Source organism: Tardiphaga sp. 619_E2_N8_4, assembly GCF_051810905.1.
Taxonomy (GTDB): domain Bacteria; phylum Pseudomonadota; class Alphaproteobacteria; order Rhizobiales; family Xanthobacteraceae; genus Tardiphaga; species Tardiphaga robiniae.
The window spans coordinates 495,831-514,198 of the sequence record NZ_JBPWQJ010000001.1 but is presented as its reverse complement, the minus strand read 5'-3'; the positions used below and the strand labels follow the sequence as shown (position 1 = coordinate 514,198).

The 18,368-nt window shown below is 60.8% G+C and carries 17 protein-coding genes; 8 read left to right on the top strand and 9 right to left on the bottom strand.

All coding sequences use genetic code 11. The annotated features are described in order from the left end of the window. Window positions 1-32 precede the first annotated feature (32 nt). Together AB8A23_RS02480 and AB8A23_RS02475 are read right to left on the bottom strand one after the other, a co-directional pair. On the bottom strand, window positions 33-1,352 hold the full coding sequence (locus AB8A23_RS02480; protein WP_439056987.1) for a bifunctional folylpolyglutamate synthase/dihydrofolate synthase: 1,320 nt from the start codon (window positions 1,350-1,352) through the stop codon (window positions 33-35). Continuing rightward, the gene (locus AB8A23_RS02475; protein WP_439056988.1) at window positions 1,345-2,352 is read right to left on the bottom strand and encodes an ATP-grasp domain-containing protein; all 1,008 of its coding nucleotides are present in this window, start codon (window positions 2,350-2,352) and stop codon (window positions 1,345-1,347) included. Before AB8A23_RS02475 ends, AB8A23_RS02480 begins: the two co-directional genes overlap by 8 nt. Before the next feature lie 374 nt (window positions 2,353-2,726). Here AB8A23_RS02475 and AB8A23_RS02470 point away from each other — a divergent pair, with 374 nt between their 5' ends. Both AB8A23_RS02470 and AB8A23_RS02465 read left to right on the top strand, forming a co-directional pair. Continuing rightward, the gene (locus tag AB8A23_RS02470; protein WP_093759912.1) at window positions 2,727-3,500 is read left to right on the top strand and encodes a ferredoxin--NADP reductase; all 774 of its coding nucleotides are present in this window, start codon (window positions 2,727-2,729) and stop codon (window positions 3,498-3,500) included. Window positions 3,501-3,712: 212 nt separating this feature from the next. Then, window positions 3,713-5,353 (top strand): FMN-binding glutamate synthase family protein, encoded by a 1,641-nt coding sequence (locus AB8A23_RS02465; protein WP_439056989.1) that lies wholly within the window; start codon window positions 3,713-3,715, stop codon window positions 5,351-5,353. 61 nt (window positions 5,354-5,414) lie between these two features. On the opposite strand, the gene AB8A23_RS02460 is transcribed toward AB8A23_RS02465, so the two are convergent. From AB8A23_RS02460 to AB8A23_RS02450, 3 genes are all read right to left on the bottom strand, one after another. Next, window positions 5,415-7,400, bottom strand: coding sequence for a carbohydrate porin (locus tag AB8A23_RS02460; protein ID WP_439056990.1), 1,986 nt, complete (start codon window positions 7,398-7,400; stop codon window positions 5,415-5,417). A gap of 411 nt (window positions 7,401-7,811) precedes the next feature. Further along, window positions 7,812-8,072, bottom strand: a complete 261-nt coding sequence (locus tag AB8A23_RS02455; RefSeq protein WP_068733822.1) for a hypothetical protein — start codon at window positions 8,070-8,072, stop codon at window positions 7,812-7,814. A 191-nt stretch (window positions 8,073-8,263) separates the two neighbouring features. After that, window positions 8,264-9,085: a creatininase family protein gene (locus AB8A23_RS02450; protein ID WP_439056991.1), complete on the bottom strand. Its 822-nt coding sequence runs from the start codon at window positions 9,083-9,085 to the stop codon at window positions 8,264-8,266. 88 nt (window positions 9,086-9,173) lie between these two features. On the opposite strand from AB8A23_RS02450, the gene AB8A23_RS02445 reads away from it, so the two are divergent. From AB8A23_RS02445 to AB8A23_RS02420, 6 genes are all read left to right on the top strand, one after another. Next, the gene (locus AB8A23_RS02445) at window positions 9,174-10,196 is read left to right on the top strand and encodes an ABC transporter substrate-binding protein (RefSeq protein ID WP_439056992.1); all 1,023 of its coding nucleotides are present in this window, start codon (window positions 9,174-9,176) and stop codon (window positions 10,194-10,196) included. Window positions 10,197-10,204: 8 nt separating this feature from the next. Then, on the top strand, window positions 10,205-11,011 hold the full coding sequence (locus AB8A23_RS02440) for an ABC transporter ATP-binding protein (RefSeq protein ID WP_439056993.1): 807 nt from the start codon (window positions 10,205-10,207) through the stop codon (window positions 11,009-11,011). Window positions 11,012-11,067: 56 nt separating this feature from the next. Next, the gene (locus tag AB8A23_RS02435) at window positions 11,068-11,844 is read left to right on the top strand and encodes an ABC transporter permease (RefSeq protein ID WP_231081230.1); all 777 of its coding nucleotides are present in this window, start codon (window positions 11,068-11,070) and stop codon (window positions 11,842-11,844) included. Beyond that, the gene (locus tag AB8A23_RS02430; protein ID WP_089266316.1) at window positions 11,844-12,827 is read left to right on the top strand and encodes a 2-hydroxyacid dehydrogenase; all 984 of its coding nucleotides are present in this window, start codon (window positions 11,844-11,846) and stop codon (window positions 12,825-12,827) included. Before AB8A23_RS02435 ends, AB8A23_RS02430 begins: the two co-directional genes overlap by 1 nt. 56 nt (window positions 12,828-12,883) lie before the next feature. Continuing rightward, window positions 12,884-13,534: an AprI/Inh family metalloprotease inhibitor gene (locus AB8A23_RS02425; RefSeq protein WP_231081229.1), complete on the top strand. Its 651-nt coding sequence runs from the start codon at window positions 12,884-12,886 to the stop codon at window positions 13,532-13,534. A 159-nt stretch (window positions 13,535-13,693) separates the two neighbouring features. Next, complete coding sequence (locus tag AB8A23_RS02420) at window positions 13,694-14,389, top strand: tetratricopeptide repeat protein (protein WP_439056994.1); 696 nt, start codon at window positions 13,694-13,696, stop codon at window positions 14,387-14,389. A 15-nt stretch (window positions 14,390-14,404) separates the two neighbouring features. Here AB8A23_RS02420 and radC read toward each other — a convergent pair whose 3' ends face one another. The 4 genes from radC to AB8A23_RS02400 all read right to left on the bottom strand — a co-directional run bounded on the left by radC (window position 14,405) and on the right by AB8A23_RS02400 (window position 18,222). Then, window positions 14,405-15,124 carry a RadC family protein gene (gene radC / locus AB8A23_RS02415; RefSeq protein ID WP_439056995.1) on the bottom strand — a complete coding sequence of 240 codons (720 nt, stop codon included), beginning with the start codon at window positions 15,122-15,124 and terminating at the stop codon, window positions 14,405-14,407. Between the two features lie 97 nt (window positions 15,125-15,221). Further along, the gene (gene map, locus AB8A23_RS02410) at window positions 15,222-16,049 is read right to left on the bottom strand and encodes a type I methionyl aminopeptidase (protein ID WP_439056996.1); all 828 of its coding nucleotides are present in this window, start codon (window positions 16,047-16,049) and stop codon (window positions 15,222-15,224) included. A gap of 131 nt (window positions 16,050-16,180) precedes the next feature. Next, a complete protein-coding gene (gene sfsA, locus AB8A23_RS02405; RefSeq protein ID WP_439056997.1) occupies window positions 16,181-16,894 on the bottom strand; it encodes a DNA/RNA nuclease SfsA in 714 nt (237 codons plus the stop codon). Window positions 16,895-16,899: 5 nt separating this feature from the next. After that, window positions 16,900-18,222, bottom strand: a complete 1,323-nt coding sequence (locus AB8A23_RS02400; protein WP_175368541.1) for a mechanosensitive ion channel family protein — start codon at window positions 18,220-18,222, stop codon at window positions 16,900-16,902. Window positions 18,223-18,368 lie beyond the last annotated feature (146 nt).

Sequence of the window (18,368 nt, the reverse complement as noted above, 5' to 3'; positions counted from 1 at the left end):
CGGGGACGACAGCTGAGAGGCCGCTCAATCTCTCAAAAAAACACCAGATCCTGCGCCTTGCCGCCGCGCAGCACCGTGGCATATTCGATCGCCGCGAACAGTCCACCCGCCACATAGATCTTGCGCGGCACGGCGCGAGCCAGTTGCTGGCTGAGGCGCACCGCGTCTTCCATGGCATTGGCCACATGAATGCGCGCGGCTGGATGGGCCTTGCGCGCTGCAGCGCCGACCACGCGCGCGTCTGCGCCCTTGTGATAGGCGCGGGTGCACACGATCGTATCGAAGACGGGCGCGAGATGCTTGGCGATATCATCGACGTTCTTGTCGCCGGAGACGCCGAGCACCAGCAACCAGTTGTCATCGCCATGGATGGCGCGAAGGCTCTTCAGAGCCTGTGCCACGCCATCAGGCGTATGGCCGACATCGATGACGGTCAGGGGATCGCGCTGAACGATCTCGAGCCGTCCTGGCCATCTGGTATCGCGCAGCCCGGTCCGGACCGCGAGATCGATGGCGCTGGTGGTCGCATCCGGATGCATGCGCTGCATCCAGAGAATGAACAGCGCAGCTGCAATGGCAGCATTGTTGAGCTGGAACTCGCCGGCCAGCATGAGTTCGAGCGCGCGCAGATCGAATGCGCCCAGCCGGCAGTTGAAAGCCTGGGCCTTGGATGATGCAAAGACGTTGCTGATCGTGATCTCGCCGCCGATATGCAGGCCGGTGACGTTGCGGTTGCGATTGTACTCGGCGAGATTGCCGCGCATGGGCAGGCAGTTCTCACCATAGACGACGGTGCCGCCCGAGATACATGCATCGCTCTTGTCGCAGGCGATCAGCTCCAGCGAGTTGCCGAGCAGGTTGACGTGTTCGAGATCGACCGAGGTGACGCAGGTGATGTCGGCGCCGACCAGCCGAACCGGATCGTAACGTCCGCCGATGCCCGCTTCGAACACGGCGAATTCGCATTCGGTCTCCTGGAAATACAGACAGGCCAGCGCGAATTGCGCCTCGAAGGCGCCGAAGGTCTCATGCAGCGTGTGCTGCTTGAGATCTGCGATGGCCGTGGCCACGCGCAGGACGAGGGCTTCGAGCAACTCGTCATCGACGGGCACGCCGTCGACCTGGAAGCGCTCGTTGAAGCGATAGAGATGTGGTGACGTGAACAAGCCCGTCCGCAGGCCGAAAGCGCGTCCGATGCTGGCGCAGAACGCCGCGGTCGAGCCCTTGCCGTTGGAGCCGGTAACGACGACGGAATGTTTGCGCAGCCTGACACGGTCGATCGACAGCGCGTCGAGCAGCATCGCCAGCCGGGCGAGGCATAGGCCGTCGCCATATTTGGGCAGGTTAAACATCGAGCAGGCCAATCGCCGTAAATGTATGCCGCCAGATGCGCAGGATCAGATCCTCGCGGCCGCTGTCTTCAAGAAAGCGGATCGACGGATTGGCATTGACCTCGATTACGCGCAAGGCCGCAGCATCGCCGTCGATATCCGTAAACAGGTCGACCGCGCCAGCGCGCAGGCCCAGCGCCTTGGCGGCCTGTAGCGCCATCGCAAAGGCAACAGTTTCGTTGCTCGGCGCCGCAAAGCTCATGCTGCCGCCTGCGCTGCGATTCATCCGGCCGGAAATCGCGCGCCGCTCGCCGTATGGCAGCACGCGATCGAGGGAGGTGTCGTCGGGACCCGTGGCGGCCGAGGAAATCCCGTGGCGGTCCAGCGCGGACGTCTCCGCGGCGATCAATTGCCTGAGCGTCGCTTTGCCGTCGCCCGTCACAAAGGGCGCCGTCTTCTGCGCGCAATACACGACCTCGTCGTCGAGGATGAACACGCGATATTCCTGGCCGGTATAGATGCGCTGCATCAGGATCGCGTCATAATACTGCGCGACCTGCTTGAGATAGGCCATGAGCGCGTCGCCGCCCACGACAATCTCCGCAAAGTCGCCGCGCGATCCCATGAGCGGCTTGATGAAGGCCCGGTCGCCGAGTTCGGCGAAATGCCAGACGGCGTCGGCATGTTCGTGACCGGGCGGGCGATGGGCGCGATAACGCTCATGCAGGAAGAAGTATTTCCCGCCCAAAGTCGGGACGCCGGCGCGCTCCATCAGCACATTGGCGAAATACTTGTCGTTGGCCAGCGTCGCAGCCGTGGCGTTGTTCTGCGGAAAGAACGAGCCGCGTCCGGCGCCGAAGGATGCGCTCCTGCCATTGCGGCCGACGGTGAAGATCAGGCCCGTTCCGCCATCGACGTCGGCGAAATCCAGCCCGAACTGGCGGCAAGCGTATTCGGCATAGATCGACTGGTCGGGATAGGATGGGGGCTTTCCGCCCCGGATGTCGCGAAGGGATGTCATCAAGGACCAGGCCGACGATTGAACGAAAAGCCGCCTGCGACGACTTTAACGAGGTGGCCGGAAACTACCGGATCGGGATCGGGTGATCCAGCCGGATACCATTAACGGTGTCCGGCAAGAAACTGAACGAAACCTCCCATATCGGGTAATTTAATGTCGTGGCCAGATGGGCTGCTGCTGCATGGGTAACCTGCTTTGGAAATTAATCGACCGCCTCCCTCAGTCCGCAATTGCACTTCATGGCTTCTTTGACTAATTGTCATTCGCAGCTGCGAGAACCAAAATTAGCCAATAGCCGCAATGGTTTCTCGGCATCGTGACGCGGCAAACAATGGACTTGTTCTAAAAAAGCCCGCACTGGAAAATCAGATCTCATGAGCGCCTTTCACAGAGAGAAAGTTCTTTCCGTCCAGCATTGGACCGATACACTTTTCAGCTTCAAAGCCACCCGCGACACCTCGTTCCGCTTCCAGAACGGCCAGTTCGCCATGATCGGCCTGGAAATCGATGGCAAGCCGCTGCTGCGCGCCTATTCGATGGCCAGCGCGAACCACGAGGAAGAGCTGGAATTCTTCAGCATCAAGGTGCCGGACGGTCCGCTGACCTCGCGCCTGCAGAAGATCAAGGAAGGCGACACCATCCTGGTCGGTCGCAAGGCAGTCGGCACGCTGATCACCGACAATCTTTTGCCCGGCAAGCGCCTGCTGATGCTCTCCACCGGCACCGGCCTCGCGCCGTTCGCCAGCCTGATCAAGGACCCGGACGTCTATGAGCGCTACGAGCATGTGGTGCTCGTGCATGGCTGCCGTCAGGTTTCCGAACTCGCTTACGGCGAGCGCCTGGTCGCCAAGCTGGCCGAGGACGAGCTGTTCGGCGAGCTGATGAAGGACAAGTTCACCTATTACCCGACGGTCACTCGCGAGCCGTTCCGCAACCGCGGCCGGATCACGGACCTGATCGCGTCGTCGCAGCTGTTCAATGACATCGGCCAGGGCCCGCTTTCGATCGAGACCGACCGCATCATGCTGTGCGGCAGCCCGAGCATGCTCGAAGATCTCAAGATCATGTTCGAAGAGCGCGATTTCATCGAAGGCAGCGGCTCGAAGCCGGGCCACTTCGTGATCGAGAAGGCGTTCGTCGAGCGCTAAGGCAGCCCGACACCATCAAAATTCACTGCACTGCAAAACCCGCGCTTCGGCGCGGGTTTTGTCGTTTGGGGCCCTCGCTTTTTGCAACGATTCATTGAGCGTGGCGCGATAGATTGGGCACTCTGGGGCGATGCTCTGCGGCAACGCGCTTGTGATGTTTGCGTCATCGGGTCTGTGTAACGCTAGCGCCATTCATGTCAGGCAGGATTTTTATGGAAACGTTGATGCTTCCTCTCTCGCCGCGCTTCATCGTTTTGACGATCTGCGGTGTCGCCACCTTGCTGCTGGTCGGCATTGGCATTCACGACCCGAAAGTCATCCCTCTCGTTGTCATCCCGGTCATCGTCTTCGGCGGCCTGACCATGCTCGGCATTCACGACGTGCTGCAGAAGGACCATGCGGTTCTGCGCAACTATCCGATCTCGGCGCATATCCGCTTCCTGCTCGAAGAAATCCGTCCGGAGATGCGGCAGTATTTCTTCGAGAGCGAAAAGGATGGCATGCCGTTCAGCCGCGACACGCGCGCGGTGGTCTATCAGCGCGCCAAGATGGTGCTCGACAAACGTCCCTTCGGCACCCAGAAGAACGTTTACGAAGAGGGCTATGAGTGGATGCACCATTCGGTCGCGCCGCGGCCGCAAGCGACTGAGCAGTTCCGCATCACCATCGGCGGCCCGGATTGCCTCAAGCCCTATTCGGCCTCGGTACTGAACATCTCGGCTATGAGCTTTGGTGCACTCAGCCCCAATGCGATCCGCGCGCTGAATGCTGGCGCCAAGCGTGGTGAATTCGCGCATGACACTGGAGAAGGCGGCGTCAGTCCGTATCATCAGGAGAACGGCGGCGACCTGATCTGGGAAGTCGGCTCCGGCTATTTTGGTTGCCGCACGCGTGATGGCAACTTCGATCCCGACGCCTTCGCGAAGCTTGCCGTCAACGATCAGATCAAGATGGTCGAGCTCAAGATCAGCCAGGGCGCAAAGCCGGGCCACGGCGGCGTGTTGCCAGCGGCAAAAGTGTCGGAAGAGATCTCGCGCATCCGCGGCGTCGCCATGGGTGAGGACTGTATCTCGCCGGCCTATCATAAGGCGTTTTCAACACCGATCGAGATGATGGAGTTCATCGACAAGATGCGCCGTCTATCCGGCGGTAAGCCCGCCGGCTTCAAGCTGTGCATCGGTCATCCCTGGGAATTCCTCGCGATCTGCAAGGCGATGCTGCAGACCGGCATCTATCCGGATTTCATCGTGATCGATGGCAATGAAGGCGGCACGGGCGCGGCGCCGCTGGAGTTCATGGATCATCTGGGCATGCCGATGCGCGAGGGCGTCAACTTCGTGCACAATGCGCTGATCGGCATCGGCGCGCGTGACCGCATCAAGATTGGCGCCTCCGGCAAGATCGCGACGGCCTTCGATATCGCCCGCGCGATGGCGCTCGGCGCGGACTGGTGCAATTCGGCGCGCGGCTTCATGTTCGCACTGGGCTGCATCCAGTCACTGAGCTGCCACACCGATCGTTGCCCAACCGGCGTCACGACGCAGGACCCCACGCGCAACCGCGCGCTGGCCGTGCCACAGAAGACCGATCGCGTTTACAACTATCACGAGGCGACGTTGCATGCGCTGGCTGAGCTGATCGCGGCAGCCGGGCTCGCTCATCCGCAGGATATTCGCCCGATCCATTTCTCGCATCGCGCCTCCAGCACCGATGTTCTGTCCTTCACGCGGATGTATCCGGCGCTGCGCCACAACGAGCTGGTCGATGGCACCGGCGACAAGCGCTTTCGCGATGCATGGGAGATGGCGCAAGCGGGCTCGTTCCTGCCAGCAGCTCTGGAACGTTCGGCCTAGATTATCGTAGCCCGGATAGCGCTGCGCTCATCCGGGCTACAAACGGCGCAAGGATGTGTCGTCAGAACTCGCCGTGCAATCGGCCTGAAAAGATCGAGACCGGTCCGCGGTCCTTGTTGTAGGCAGGGTTCGCAATCAGCTGGTAGTCGGCCGTGAGGGTGAAGTTCTTGTCGATGGCATAGGCATAATAGGTTTCGAGGATGCGCTCGGTGCCGTAATTCAGCCGTCCGTCGCCGATCAGCAATCCGTTGCCGCCAGCGGCGAGGAAGTCGCGATGCGCAGCGGACAGTCCGTTGATCGCGCCGCCAAGGCCGATCGTGTCATTGGCGCGGCCCCAATGGCTACCCTTGATCGAGACGCCGGCAGAGACGCTGCGGTCGATATCGGTGAAGGACAGGATCTCGTTCTGGCCATCGTTCCAGCTGACGCGGCCGAAGATGCCGACGTCAGTGGCAACCTGCTGCTCACCGTTGACGTAGAAGCCGTATTTATTGCTGGCGCGGCGGATCGAGGACATCACGTCGTTGATATCCAGCGTGGGATCATTGGCCTCGATCGCCAGCGCGCCGCGATAGCTGCCGGTATTGCCGCGATTGATGAAGGCACCGACGCGCAACTTGCCGGGCTGGTCGAAGATCTGGTGACGCTCCTCGAATTCGACGACCGCGCCGCCAGTCTTGAACGTCAGGACGTCGTTGTTAGGCTGCGCCGGCACCTGAAACAGGCCGGCTCGGATCGCCCAGTCCTTGCGGTTCAGTTCAACGATGGCGCCGCGGGTGAAGCCCGGCAGGTCGGCTGGAAAGTCGTAAGCGGCCGATGACCACATCGCCCAGTTCATGAAGTCGGCGCGCGGATCCTTGGCGTAGGAATTACCATCGAAGAAATCACCCACCGCGAAGCGTCCGACCGTGAGCGTGATGCGGTCGATATCGCGCTTGCCTGCCAATTGATTGGCGGCGTCGGGGACGTCTTCCTGCTCGCCGCCGAGGCCAAACGTCTGGCGGAAGTAATAGCGCTGCATGCGAAAGCGCGGAAACGGCGCGCCACCCTTTTGCGCCTCGCCATTGGGGAAGCCGGCGAGGCCGAGCGTGGAGTTGAGGCCGAAGCCCTGCGCCAGCTCGGGATTGAGATAGAGCTCACCACCCTGCCACAGTCGCCAGCCGAGGAACGCCGTCGTCGTAAAGGTCTCGCGCCCTTGGCCGCCGCCAGGAAGGCTGTTGGTGCCTTCATAGGGCGAGCGAATCCGCGGATAGGCGGACGCGATGAAGGTGGTTTGGGCGTGGACGTTCCAGTCTGTCGATTCCGGCAGCACAGTCTTGCCGACGATGGGGGCTGACGGCAACCATGGCGGCGTGTCCCACAGCCGATAATTCAAGCCGACTTTGACGGTGTGAATATTCGGATCAACGCTCACATTCGGCAGCCCGGCATTGCCGAGGTCATAGGTCTGCCGCATCAAATCGAGATAGGCGTATTCGGCCTTCGCGGTCCAGTTGCCGCCAACGGCAAATTCGACGCCCGCGCCGGCGGTCCAGCCGAAATGGGTGCGGGTCGCCGATGATATGAGGTCGCCGTCGGCCTCATTGAGAGTGAGTTTGGTGCGTCCCCACGCCACGCCACCGGTGACGTACGGCATCAACGCACCGAAGGCGTAGCCGATGCGGCCGCGTGCGGTCGCAAAATAGTCGAAGGTCGTATGGAAAGGCGCTGGCATCAACCGCGCTGCGTCCTGCGGACTGCTGAACGTGGCGTCGGCCTCGAAGCCCAGCACGACGTTGTTGCTGAGCTGCCTGTTGTAGCCGATCTGGTAGCCGCCGATCAGGCCGGTTGGCGAAGGCGGCAGGAAAACGCCCTGCGCGGGCAGCGGATTGCTGCCGGGACCAAAGCTGCCGCCGCCATAGCCGATGTGACCGCCGAGATAAAACCCGGTCCAGTCGTAAACCAGGCGGGGCGCTTTCAGCGCCATGCCGGGCGAAATATCGGCCGCGATCGCAGAGCCATCGAACGCCAATGCGCCCAGCGCAAAACCGGCCAAAACGCGCTTCACGACAATACTCGCGATCGGTCGGGGTACTTCATGCGGCCGTCACTTCTCGCTTTAGGTCGCCGCTGATCATGCAACGAACCGTTTGATATTCCACAAAAATAGTCGATTCGCCCATAACGTTGGGGGTATCGAGGGTCGTCATGAGACAAAACGAAACAGAACGAGCAACCCGTCGACTCCCTGACTATAATTGCAACTAATTCGCAATAGCAAGAAGCAACTGGAGAAGCATGTTTCAGTGGCAGCCGATCATGACGGTTGGATAACAGCAGCTGGCCGGCACGGCTCGAAGGGCATTCGATGAGCGTAAAAAAATGACCCGCTCGGGGGGACAACCGAGCGGGTCTGGTGCGACACGGGGTGGATGAGGCGCCCGTGTCGGACGCAAATCCACGTCAGTCGATCAAGAGATTAGTAGTTGCAGGTCCGGACGCGGCCGACATAGTTGCCGTAGCCGTCATACTGGCGGACCCAGCCGCAGCGATATCCGTAACCGTAGTAGCCGTTGTTGGCGGCGATGGCGCTACCGACGACCGCGGCGCCGACTACACCGGCAGCGATGCCGAAGCCGATACCCGGGCCCTTGGCCTGAGCCTGCTGGGACGATGCCATGGTGCCGGCAGCGGTGAGAGCAACGAGAGCGAAAGCAGCAATCTTGGACTTGATCGACATGGGATAACTCCATCCTGTTGAAGTGCAGCCATCGTGGCCTGCATGCCAATCAGTCGGAGCCCAAACGGATCGGGTTCGAGACCCGGTCGAACTATTTGGTTTCAGGCAAATTCTTTTGGTTTCAGGATTGTGTCGTCATCCGCGCGGAATATGTCGTCGCGTGAATCGCGCAATCCGCGGTTAACCACATCTCACGCGCCGGCATCCGGTTCGCGATCAAACGCTGTCACGTCGAAGCGATGCATGTCCGCGAGCAGTTCGCAGAATCCTTTTGCGCCGTGTGCCAGCAGTTTCTCGCCCTTGTCGGCTGATGCCTGCGTGGCGTCGCCAATCGCGCCGCTGGGATGCAGGTCTTCGGCCTGCCACGCGAATGGCGCGGGCCGGCTTGCGGACAGCCAGCGATAGTTCTTCTCCATCGCGATCGCCGACGATGCGAAGTTCGCGATCTTGTCGTTGCACACATGCTGCGGATAGCGCGCCAGCATGATCGATGTTTCCACGGCGCCGCCATGAATCCCGTGACGCAATTCTTCGTCGGTGAACAGGCCATCCGGCGCACCGAACCGATTCCATCCGGTGGTGGCGACCAGCATGCCGTATTCGGCGCGCAGGTCCTGCGCCGCGAGCGTCATTGCTGCACTGTTGCCGCCGTGGCTAGTGACGATCACGAGTTTCTGAACGCCGGCGCGCGCGACGCTTTCGCCGATCGCGGTCCAGGTCTGCAATGCGATCTCGGTCGGCAAGGTCAGCGTACCGGGAAAGGCGAGGTGCTCGGTCGAAATGCCCACAGGTTGAAGCGGCAGGAACGTTACCGGAATATCGGCGGGCAGCAGGCGCTGGACCTCTGCAAGATAAGCCTCCGCAATCATGACGTCAGTGCCGAGGGGCAGATGCGGTCCGTGCTGCTCGGTCGCGGCCAATGGCAGCACTGCAATCCAGGAGGCCGGATCGCTCTTGGCGATGTCGGGCCAGTGAATGGCAGTCCAGTCGCGGGGCGGCATATTGGCAGTCATCGAGGTGCGTTTCTTTGGTCAATTTTGCAGGGTAGTCTGGCAGCAGATTGCTTCCTATCATGGGCCATAACGGTCGACGGAGTCCAATATGAGCCCGATATCCCTGCTGCGCGCGTTAACCATTGGCGCATTGGCCGTGATGGCCGTGTGGTCGCCTGCCGCGGCGGAAACCAGGCTCGACAAGGTCAGTTTCGGAACCAACTGGGTGGCCGAGGCTGAACATGGCGGCTTCTTCCAGGCGGTCGCGGACGGCACCTACAAGAATTACGGCCTCGACGTCACCATCGTGCCGGGCGGCCCGAACGTGAACAACCGCATCCTGTTGATCTCGGGCAAGCTCGACTTCTTCATGAGCGCGAACACGCTGCAATCCTTCGATGCCGTCGCCAATAATGTGCCGGTGGTCGCTGTCGCCGCGATCTTCCAGAAGGACCCGCAGGTCTTTCTGGCGCATCCCAATCCCAAGGTGACCAAGCTCGAAGATCTCAAGCCGATGACGCTGCTGATCTCGAAGGAGGGCGTCGCCGGCTATTTCCAATGGATGCGATCCGAGCTTGGCTTCAGCGCGTCCAAGGTCAAGCCTTACACCTATAATGCGCAGCCTTTCATCGTCGACAAGAACAGTGCGATGCAGGGCTATGTTACGTCCGAGCCGTTCGTGGTCGAGAAGCAAGCCAATTTCAAGCCAACCGTGATGCTGCTCGCGGATTACGGTTTCGATGGCTATTCGACCTTGATCGAAACGCGCCGCGAATGGGTCGATAAGAAGCCGGACCTTGTCCAGCGTTTCGTCGATGCCTCGATGATCGGCTGGTACAACTATCTCTATGGCGACAACAAAGCCGCCAATGAAGTCATCAAGAAGCTCAACCCGGAAATGACCGATGACCTGCTGGCCTATTCCATCGCCAAGATGAAGGAATACGGCATCGTCGACTCAGGTGATGCGCTCAAAGACGGTATCGGCGCCATGAGCGAAGCGCGTGTTGCCAGCTTCTTCGACAAGATGTCACGCGCAGGCGTGGTCAAGCGCGACATCGACTATCGCAAGGCCTATACGCTGCAATTCATCAACAAGGGTGTCGGTCTCGATCTCCGGCCGAAGAAGTAGCCCGGCAGATGGTCGAACCTGCGTTGCCGTCGAGCGATGCCCCCACCGCCGTGCGCCTGCGCGGTGTCACGAAGGTCTATGACAATGGCACCGTGGCGCTGGGGCCGCTTGATCTCGACATTCGCAAGGGCGAGTTCGTCTCGCTGTTGGGCTCGTCCGGCTGCGGCAAATCTACTGCACTCCGCCTGATTGCAGGCCTGATCGTGCCGTCAGCGGGCACTTTAGATGTCGCTGCGCAGAGCAGCGGTCACGCCATTGGGTTCGTGTTCCAGGAGCCGACGCTGATGCCGTGGAGCACAATCCGGGAGAATGTGCGGCTGCCGCTGAAGCTGGCACATATGCCGGATGCGCAGTCGACGGCGCGGGTGGATGAGGTGCTCGCACAGGTCGGTCTCGCGGACTTTGCCGAAGCCTATCCGCGCGAATTGTCGGGTGGCATGAAGATGCGGGCGTCGCTGGCCCGCGCGCTGGTGACTGAGCCGGATATCCTGCTGATGGACGAGCCGTTTGCGGCGCTCGACGAGATCACGCGCTTCCGGCTCAACAACGACCTGCTGGCGCTATGGCGTGAACTCGGCAAGACGGTCATCTTCGTCACCCATTCGGTGTTCGAGTCGGTTTATCTGTCGCAGCGCGTTGTGGTGATGACCTCGCGGCCTGGTCGCGTCAGCGCCGAATGTCGTATCGAATCCTCTGAACCGCGCGCCGACGCGTTTCGCACCTCGATGGCCTATGCCGGCTATTGCCGCGCCGTCTCGCAGGCGCTGATGCAGGCCAGTGACGAGATGGCCAATGACGCAAAGGCACGGGCATGAAAGGGCTGGAGCCACTGCCCACAGTCGATCGCGGTTCGGTCGTGCCGGGCAGCGATATGCAATGGCAGCGCATTGTCTGGCCCGTCGTCGTGTTCATTGCGGGCATCGTGTTGTGGGATCTCGTCGTTCGGATCGGCGAAATCCCGCCCTATTTGCTGCCCGGCCCCTTACTCGTTTTCAAGACGCTGATCGCCGACTGGCCGGTTCTGTCTGAATCCCTCGGCGTGACGCTTTTGACCGCGCTGGAGGGCTTCATCGCCGCAGCCATCGGCGGCATCGCATTGGCTCTGTTGTTCAACCAGTCCAAATGGCTGGAATATTCGCTGCTGCCCTATGCCATCGTGCTGCAGGTGACGCCCGTCATCGCCATCGCGCCGCTGATGCTGATCTATCTGCCGCAGCAGACGGCCGTCGTTGTCTGCGCCTGGATCGTGGCATTCTTCCCGGTGCTGGCCAATACGACGCTCGGTCTCAATTCGGTAGATCGCAATCTGGCCGGGCTATTCCAGCTCTACCGCGCATCGCGCTGGCAGGTGCTGCGCTATCTGAAGTTTCCGGCGGCACTGCCATTCATACTTGGCGGATTGCGCATTGCCGGCGGATTGTCGCTGATCGGCGCGGTGGCGGCGGAAATCGCTGCAGGTGCGGCGGGTGCTGGTTCAGGCCTCGCCTATCGCATTTCGGAATCCAGCTATCGCCTCAATATTCCCCGAATGTTCGCTGCGTTATTGTTGCTGTCCGTTGCGGGGATTGTGATTTATATGCTGCTCGCGCTGGTATCCCACATTGTGTTGCGGCGCTGGCATGAGAGTGCACTGCGAAAGGAAAAATAATGGGGACGGGAATCTCTTCGGACAAAATCGACCTGCTGATCTATGGACCGACGAAGCCGCTGATCAATAACGGTTTCTCGGATCAGTTCGTATTGCATAAATATGAAACCCAGCACGATCTCGAACGGCTGCCGGCGGGCGTCGCCGAGAAAATCCGTGGCATTGCCGTGACCGGCCTGGTGCCAACCAACAGCGCCGTGCTGGCGAAATATCCCAAGGTCGAGATCATCTCCTCGTTCGGCGTCGGCTACGATCACATCGACGCGAAATATGCCGCCGAGAACAACATCCTCGTTACCAACACGCCGGATGTGCTGACCGAGGAAGTCGCCGATACGGCGCTCGGCCTGTTCATCGCGACTGCCCGCGAATTCATCAAAGCGGACAAATATGTCCGTTCGGGCCTGTGGCTGACGCAGCCCTATCCGCTCACAGTCGGCTCGCTGCGTGATCGCAAGGTCGGCATGGTGGGCATGGGCCGCATCGGTCAGGCCATCGCGCGCCGTCTCGACGCCTCGCTGGTACCGGTGGTCTATCACTCGCGCAACCCCGCCGCTGGCGTCTCGCACAAGCATTATCCGAACCTGATCGAGATGGCGAAGGCGGTGGATACGCTGATCGTCATTACGCCGGGCGGACCGTCGACGGCCAATCTCGTCAACGCGGAAGTCATGCAGGCGCTCGGTCCGCGCGGCATCATCATCAATATCGCGCGCGGTTCGGTGATCGACGAGCCTGCACTGATTGCGGCCCTCAAATCGGGCACTATTCTGGCCGCTGGCCTCGACGTGTTTGCGCAAGAGCCCAAGGTGCCGGACGAGCTGAAGTCGATGCAGAACGTCGTGCTGCTGCCGCATGTCGGCTCGGCGTCGGTGGTGACGCGCAACGCGATGGATCAGCTGGTGGTCGACAACCTCAAGCTCTGGTTCGCCGGCAAGGCGCCGACGACGCCGATTGCGGAAACACCGATAAAGGGGCGCTGATCGTGAGACTCGCGTCGGGGCGCTGTCGATATTTTGCGCTGGCAGTTGCCGGCGCGATGCTCGTCGGCGCACCGGCGCGAGCGCAGGACGCTGCCACCCTTCGAAAAAACATGATCGGGCAGTGGGAGCTCTCCACCACCGAGCGCAGCAAGACCTGCGTGGTGACGCTGAAGAACGACACGTCGCCACAGGGGCTGAAGCTCGAACTCGAACCGGATTGCGCAAAGGCGCTGCCCTTCACCAAGGACATCGCAGCCTGGAACATCAAGGGGCTCGATATCGTCCGGCTGCAGAATCCGACGGGCGAAGCGGTGATCGATTTCACCGAAGTCGAGAGCGGCATCTTCGAAGGCATTCGTACCGGCGAAGGCGTCTATATCCTGCAGAATCTCGCTGCAGCCCGCTCGCTGACCAAGTCGATGGACCAGATGATTGGCGATTGGTCGATGGTGCGCGGCAGCGGCCGCGTGGTCTGCGGTCTGACGCTGACCAATACCGAGACGACCCAGGATAATTTCGCCGTGTTCCTGAAGCCGCGCTGCGACCCCCTGGTGGCGAATTTCAATCCCAAACAGTGGCGCCTCGAACGCGGCGAATTGCTGATGATGTCAGCATCGGGCGAGACCTGGCATTTCGAGGCTGACGACAACGCGCAGTGGCGCCGTGTGCCGGATAGTGCTGATCCGCTCATCCTGCTGCGACAGTAGGAGGTCGCTCCGCGCCCGCTTTTGCGGGGACGACGAGGAGAGGTCGTTGCCTGGATTGCGCGCTACGCATCAATCCGTCTGGTTCAAATCAGCTTCTTCGAACCTATTTCCGCTGCGCGTTACCAAGATGAAATGGTTCAAACCCGATTGGAGGGTGAGATGAAATTTTTCGCCTTGGCTTTTTCGTGCCTTTTATTTTTCTCAATGCCTGCCAACGCAAATGACGCAGACACCTTTAATGCAATGGTCGCATTGGCGAACAAGGGAGATGCAGAGGCGCAATATCATGTGGGCATGATGTACAATAATGGCATCGGCACACAACAGGATCGCAGGCAGGCCTTTGAGTGGTTTCAAAAATCGGCTGCGTTGAACGACCCGTTGGGAGCCTACAAGCTTGGTTGTTACTATGACGGGCAAGGCGCAGGCATCGTGGAGTCTGACTCGGATCAAGCTTTAAAATACAAGCTTGTTTCTGCCGAAGCCGGCTATGCGCTTGCGCAGCACGATGTCGCCAATCTGTATGACAAGCGAGGAAATTCGGAAGAAGCGCTCAAGTGGTGGAAGAGGGCGGGTGATCAGGGATATCCCGGTGCCCTCTTTGGTTTGTCCCGTTTGTATTCCGCCGGAAAAGGAGCGCCAAAGGATCTGTCTTTGTCGTATGCGTATTTCAAACTCTCGAAGCTGGCGCCCGCGAAAAATGTGAATGAGATGGCTGCACTGTTGTCCGAACAAGAACTTAAGAACGCAGAAAAATTGGTGTCCGAATGGAAGCCGCGGACAACTGCTTTAACACTCAAGGCAAAGAGCGGCATTCGAGCAGCAGAAGAATACGTCAAAACCATCAAAAACTAAGTGTTCTGATTGGCCTTAGATCAACTTCAGCCCCTTAAGGCTGGCGTGGCCGTGTTTACCGACGATGATGTGATCATGCACCGCGATGCCGAGCGGGGCGGCGACATCGATCACCGCCTTGGTCATCTGCACATCGGCCTGCGACGGTGTCGGGTCGCCGGAAGGATGATTGTGCACCATGATGATGGCCGTCGCTGACAGTTCGAGCGCGCGCTTCACGACCTCACGCGGATAGACCGGTGTGTGATCGACGGTGCCGACCTGCTGGACCTCGTCCGAGATCAACTGGTTGCGCTTGTCCAGGAACAGAATGCGGAACTGCTCCTTGTCGGCGAAGGCCATGGCCGTGCGGCAATAGTCGATCACCGTGGCCCATGACGACAATGCGGTGCGCTGTTTCAATTGCCCCTTGGCAACGCGGCTGGTGGCAGCAGCGATCAGTTTGATCTCGGTGATGGCGGCTTCGCCGAGGCCGCCGATTTCGCGCAGCCGCGTGTCCGGGGCATGCACGGTTTCGGCAAAGGAGCCGAACTTGGTGATCAGCGATTTCGCCAGCGGCTTCACATCCCTGCGCGGCAGCGCACGGAACAGCACCATTTCCAGCAGTTCGTAGTCGCTCAGCGCATCGGCGCCGACGCTGCGAAAGCGCTCACGCAGTCGCTCCCGATGGCCATGATAATGCGGCGCTTCGGCAAGACCCGGCGGCACAGTCGGATCGATGGGGCTAACGGGCATGTGGCGCAAACGCTCGCATGGACATTATCCGCGAGCATGCCGTGCCCGGCTGCATTTGCAACCAGAAAGTGTTCGCTGTCGTGTGGCGATTTGAAGTTTAGGCGACGGGCGCGGGCGGCTGTTCGTTATGCCGCTTGGACAGCGTGAAAATCTCGACGCCGGTGGCGGTTACGCCAACGGTGTGCTCGAACTGCGCCGACAGCGACCGGTCGCGGGTCACGGCGGTCCAGCCGTCGGACAGAACCTTCACATGCGGCTTGCCGAGATTGATCATCGGCTCGATGGTGAAGAACATGCCGGGGCGCAAGGTCACGCCTTCGCCGGGGCGGCCGACATGGATGATGTTCGGTTCGTCATGGAACATACGGCCGAGGCCATGGCCGCAAAAATCGCGCACCACGCTCATCTGCTGCGGTTCGACGAAGCTCTGGATCGCATGGCCGATGTCGCCGGTGGTATTGCCGGGCTTGACCACGGCGATGCCGCGCATCAGCGATTCATAAGTGACCTCGACCAGTCGTTCCGCCTTGCGGGCGAGTTCGCCGACGCCATACATCCGGCTGGAATCGCCATACCAGCCCTCGACGATGAAGGTGACGTCGACATTGACGATGTCGCCTTCCTTCAGCGCACGGTCGCCGGGCATGCCATGGCAGACCACATGATTGATCGACGTGCAGGTCGAATAGCGATAGCCGCGATACATCAGCGTGGCCGGGAAGGCGCCATGGCTGAAGGCGAATTCGCGGACGAAGTCGTCGATCGCCGAGGTCAGCACGCCCGGCTTCACCAGATCGGTCAGCTCGTCGAGACACTGCGACACCAGCGCGCCGGCCTTGCGCATGCCAGCAAAAGCGGCGGGACCATGCAGCTTGATCTGACCGGTTTTGCGCTGGGAGGTTTCGGAGGCTTCGACGTAGCTCATCAGGTGATCTTGCCAGGCAGGATGCGACGGGAATGTGCGATTTGAGGCCCCAATTTAATGGCTGGGGCGGTCAGCGCAAGCCAAAGCAGCCCCTCCGGGATCTCATCGCTCGGTTCCCAAGCCGACCATATTCATGGCTGAATCGGCACTCGGCCGGCCAGAACGATGCCGCCATGGTCGATCCGGCAGGTATAGGCGATGGCTTCGACGCCTGCGGCGCGGGCCTTGTCAAAGGCGCGGCTATATGCCGGGTCGATATCCCGCGCCAGCGCAAAAGCCGTGGACGAACCGATCTGGGCCACGAACAACATCACGGCCCGGGCGCCTGCGGCGACCATGGCGGCCAGTTCGTCGAGATGGCGGGCGCCGCGCGCGGTGACGGAATCCGGGAATTCGGCCAAACTTGGCTGGCGCATCATGTGGACGTTTTTGACCTCGACATAGCAGGGCGGCCGTGACGGGTGTTCCAGCAGGAAATCCACCCGCGACGCAGCGCCGTATTTCACCTCACGGCGGATGGTGTCGTAGCCGGCGAGTTCGGGGATCGCATTGGCGGCCAGCGCCTCGGCGACAATGGCATTGGGGTGCATTGTATTGACGCCGACCAGTTCCGGGCCATTGCCGAAATCGGCTTCGATCAGCTCCCATGAAAAAGGCAGCTTGCGGGTCTTGCTCGGCGACTTCGACAGCCAGACCCGCGCGCCGGGCGCCTGCAGGCCGAGCATCGCGCCGGGATTGGCGACATGGGCGGTGATCATGCTGCCATCGGCGAGCTCGACATCGGCAAGGAAGCGCTTGTAGCGCCGCAGCAGCGTCGCCGGAACCAGATCGGCCTGTAGCTTCATCGGAACTACTCCGGACCGGATGCGACTTCGACAATGGTTTCGACCGGTAGTGCACCGCCACGGATCTTCAGCTCGCGGACCGGATAGGGCACGCGGATGCCCTCACGCTTGAAGGCATCCCACAGTCCCAGCATCACCTCGCTCTTCACGGCATCCATGCCGTCGGGCGAGTCGATCCAGAAGGTCAGCGAGAATTTCATGCCGGCTTCGGCGAATTCAGTGAGGATGCAGTTCGGCGTCTTGGCCGTATTGGCCCGTGGCGATGCCGTTGCGACGTCGATAGCCAGCTTGCAGACGACGCGCGGATCCGCATCGTAATTGGCGCTGAAATTGACCTTCACCAGCGTGTCCTTGTCCGTATAAGTCCAGTTCACCACCTTCTGGGTAATGAGGTCCTCGTTGGGGATCAGGAACTCGCGGCCGTCGCCCGCGGCGACCGAGATGTAGCGCGTATTCATCGCACTGATGCGGCCGGAGCTGTCCCCGATGGTGACGAGATCGCCGGGTTTCACCGATTTGTCCGCCAGCAGGATCACGCCGCTGATGAAATTGGCGACGATTTTCTGCAGGCCGAAACCGATACCGACACCGACTGCACCGGAGAACACGGCGAGCGCCGAGAGGTTGATGCCGACCGCACCCATGACGAGAGCGACGGCGAACACCATCAAGAGCAGACGCACTAGCTTGATCAGCAGGACCTGGATCGAGGGCGTGAGGTCATGGGATTGCCTGATGCGTCCTTCGAGAAAATTGCTGGCGATGTTCGAGAGCCATAGCGCTACCGCGAGCAAGACGCCGAGCTTGATCAAGAGTAGCGGGGTCAACCGGAGGCCGCCGAGGTCGATCCCGTTCGCATCCAGCATGGTGATGGTCGGCTGCAACTGGCCGACAATGCTGAGGGCCGCCACGAACCAGGCCGAGATCGACACCAGCCGGACTAGGAATTCGTTACGGATCACGCTGGTGACAAGCCGGATCACTAGCCACGCGAGTGCAAGCTTCGCGGCCACTGACAGCAAATAGCTGCGGCTGGGCCATGTCACGCTCAGCATGATCACGCGGTCGAGGGTCATCAGGATCGCAAAGGCCGCAGTGGCCGCGCTGCCGACGAGAATGCGCATGAACATGCGCAGCGGCGCCGGCCAGCCCATCGCCAGCGAGGTCATATCGACCCGCGAGCGGATTGCGGCCCCGATGGCGAAGGCAATGCCGCCGCCGGCCATCATAAGTCCGAGCTGCAAATAGAACCACGGCGAGGTTACCTCGGCGCCGAACGATCGTGCGGTTGCCAGCACGAATTCGTGGGTGTCGGTCAGGTCAAGCATCGCGCAGCTCTCGTTGTCGTGAATGTATCGTGTGGTGTGGAATCATCGCTGGACGGCGTATTTGATTCGGATGGGTAGAGATTCACACAAGCACCACGTCGACGCCATTGAGTGGAGCTTCTGCCTTGGGCAATTTCCGAGAAATA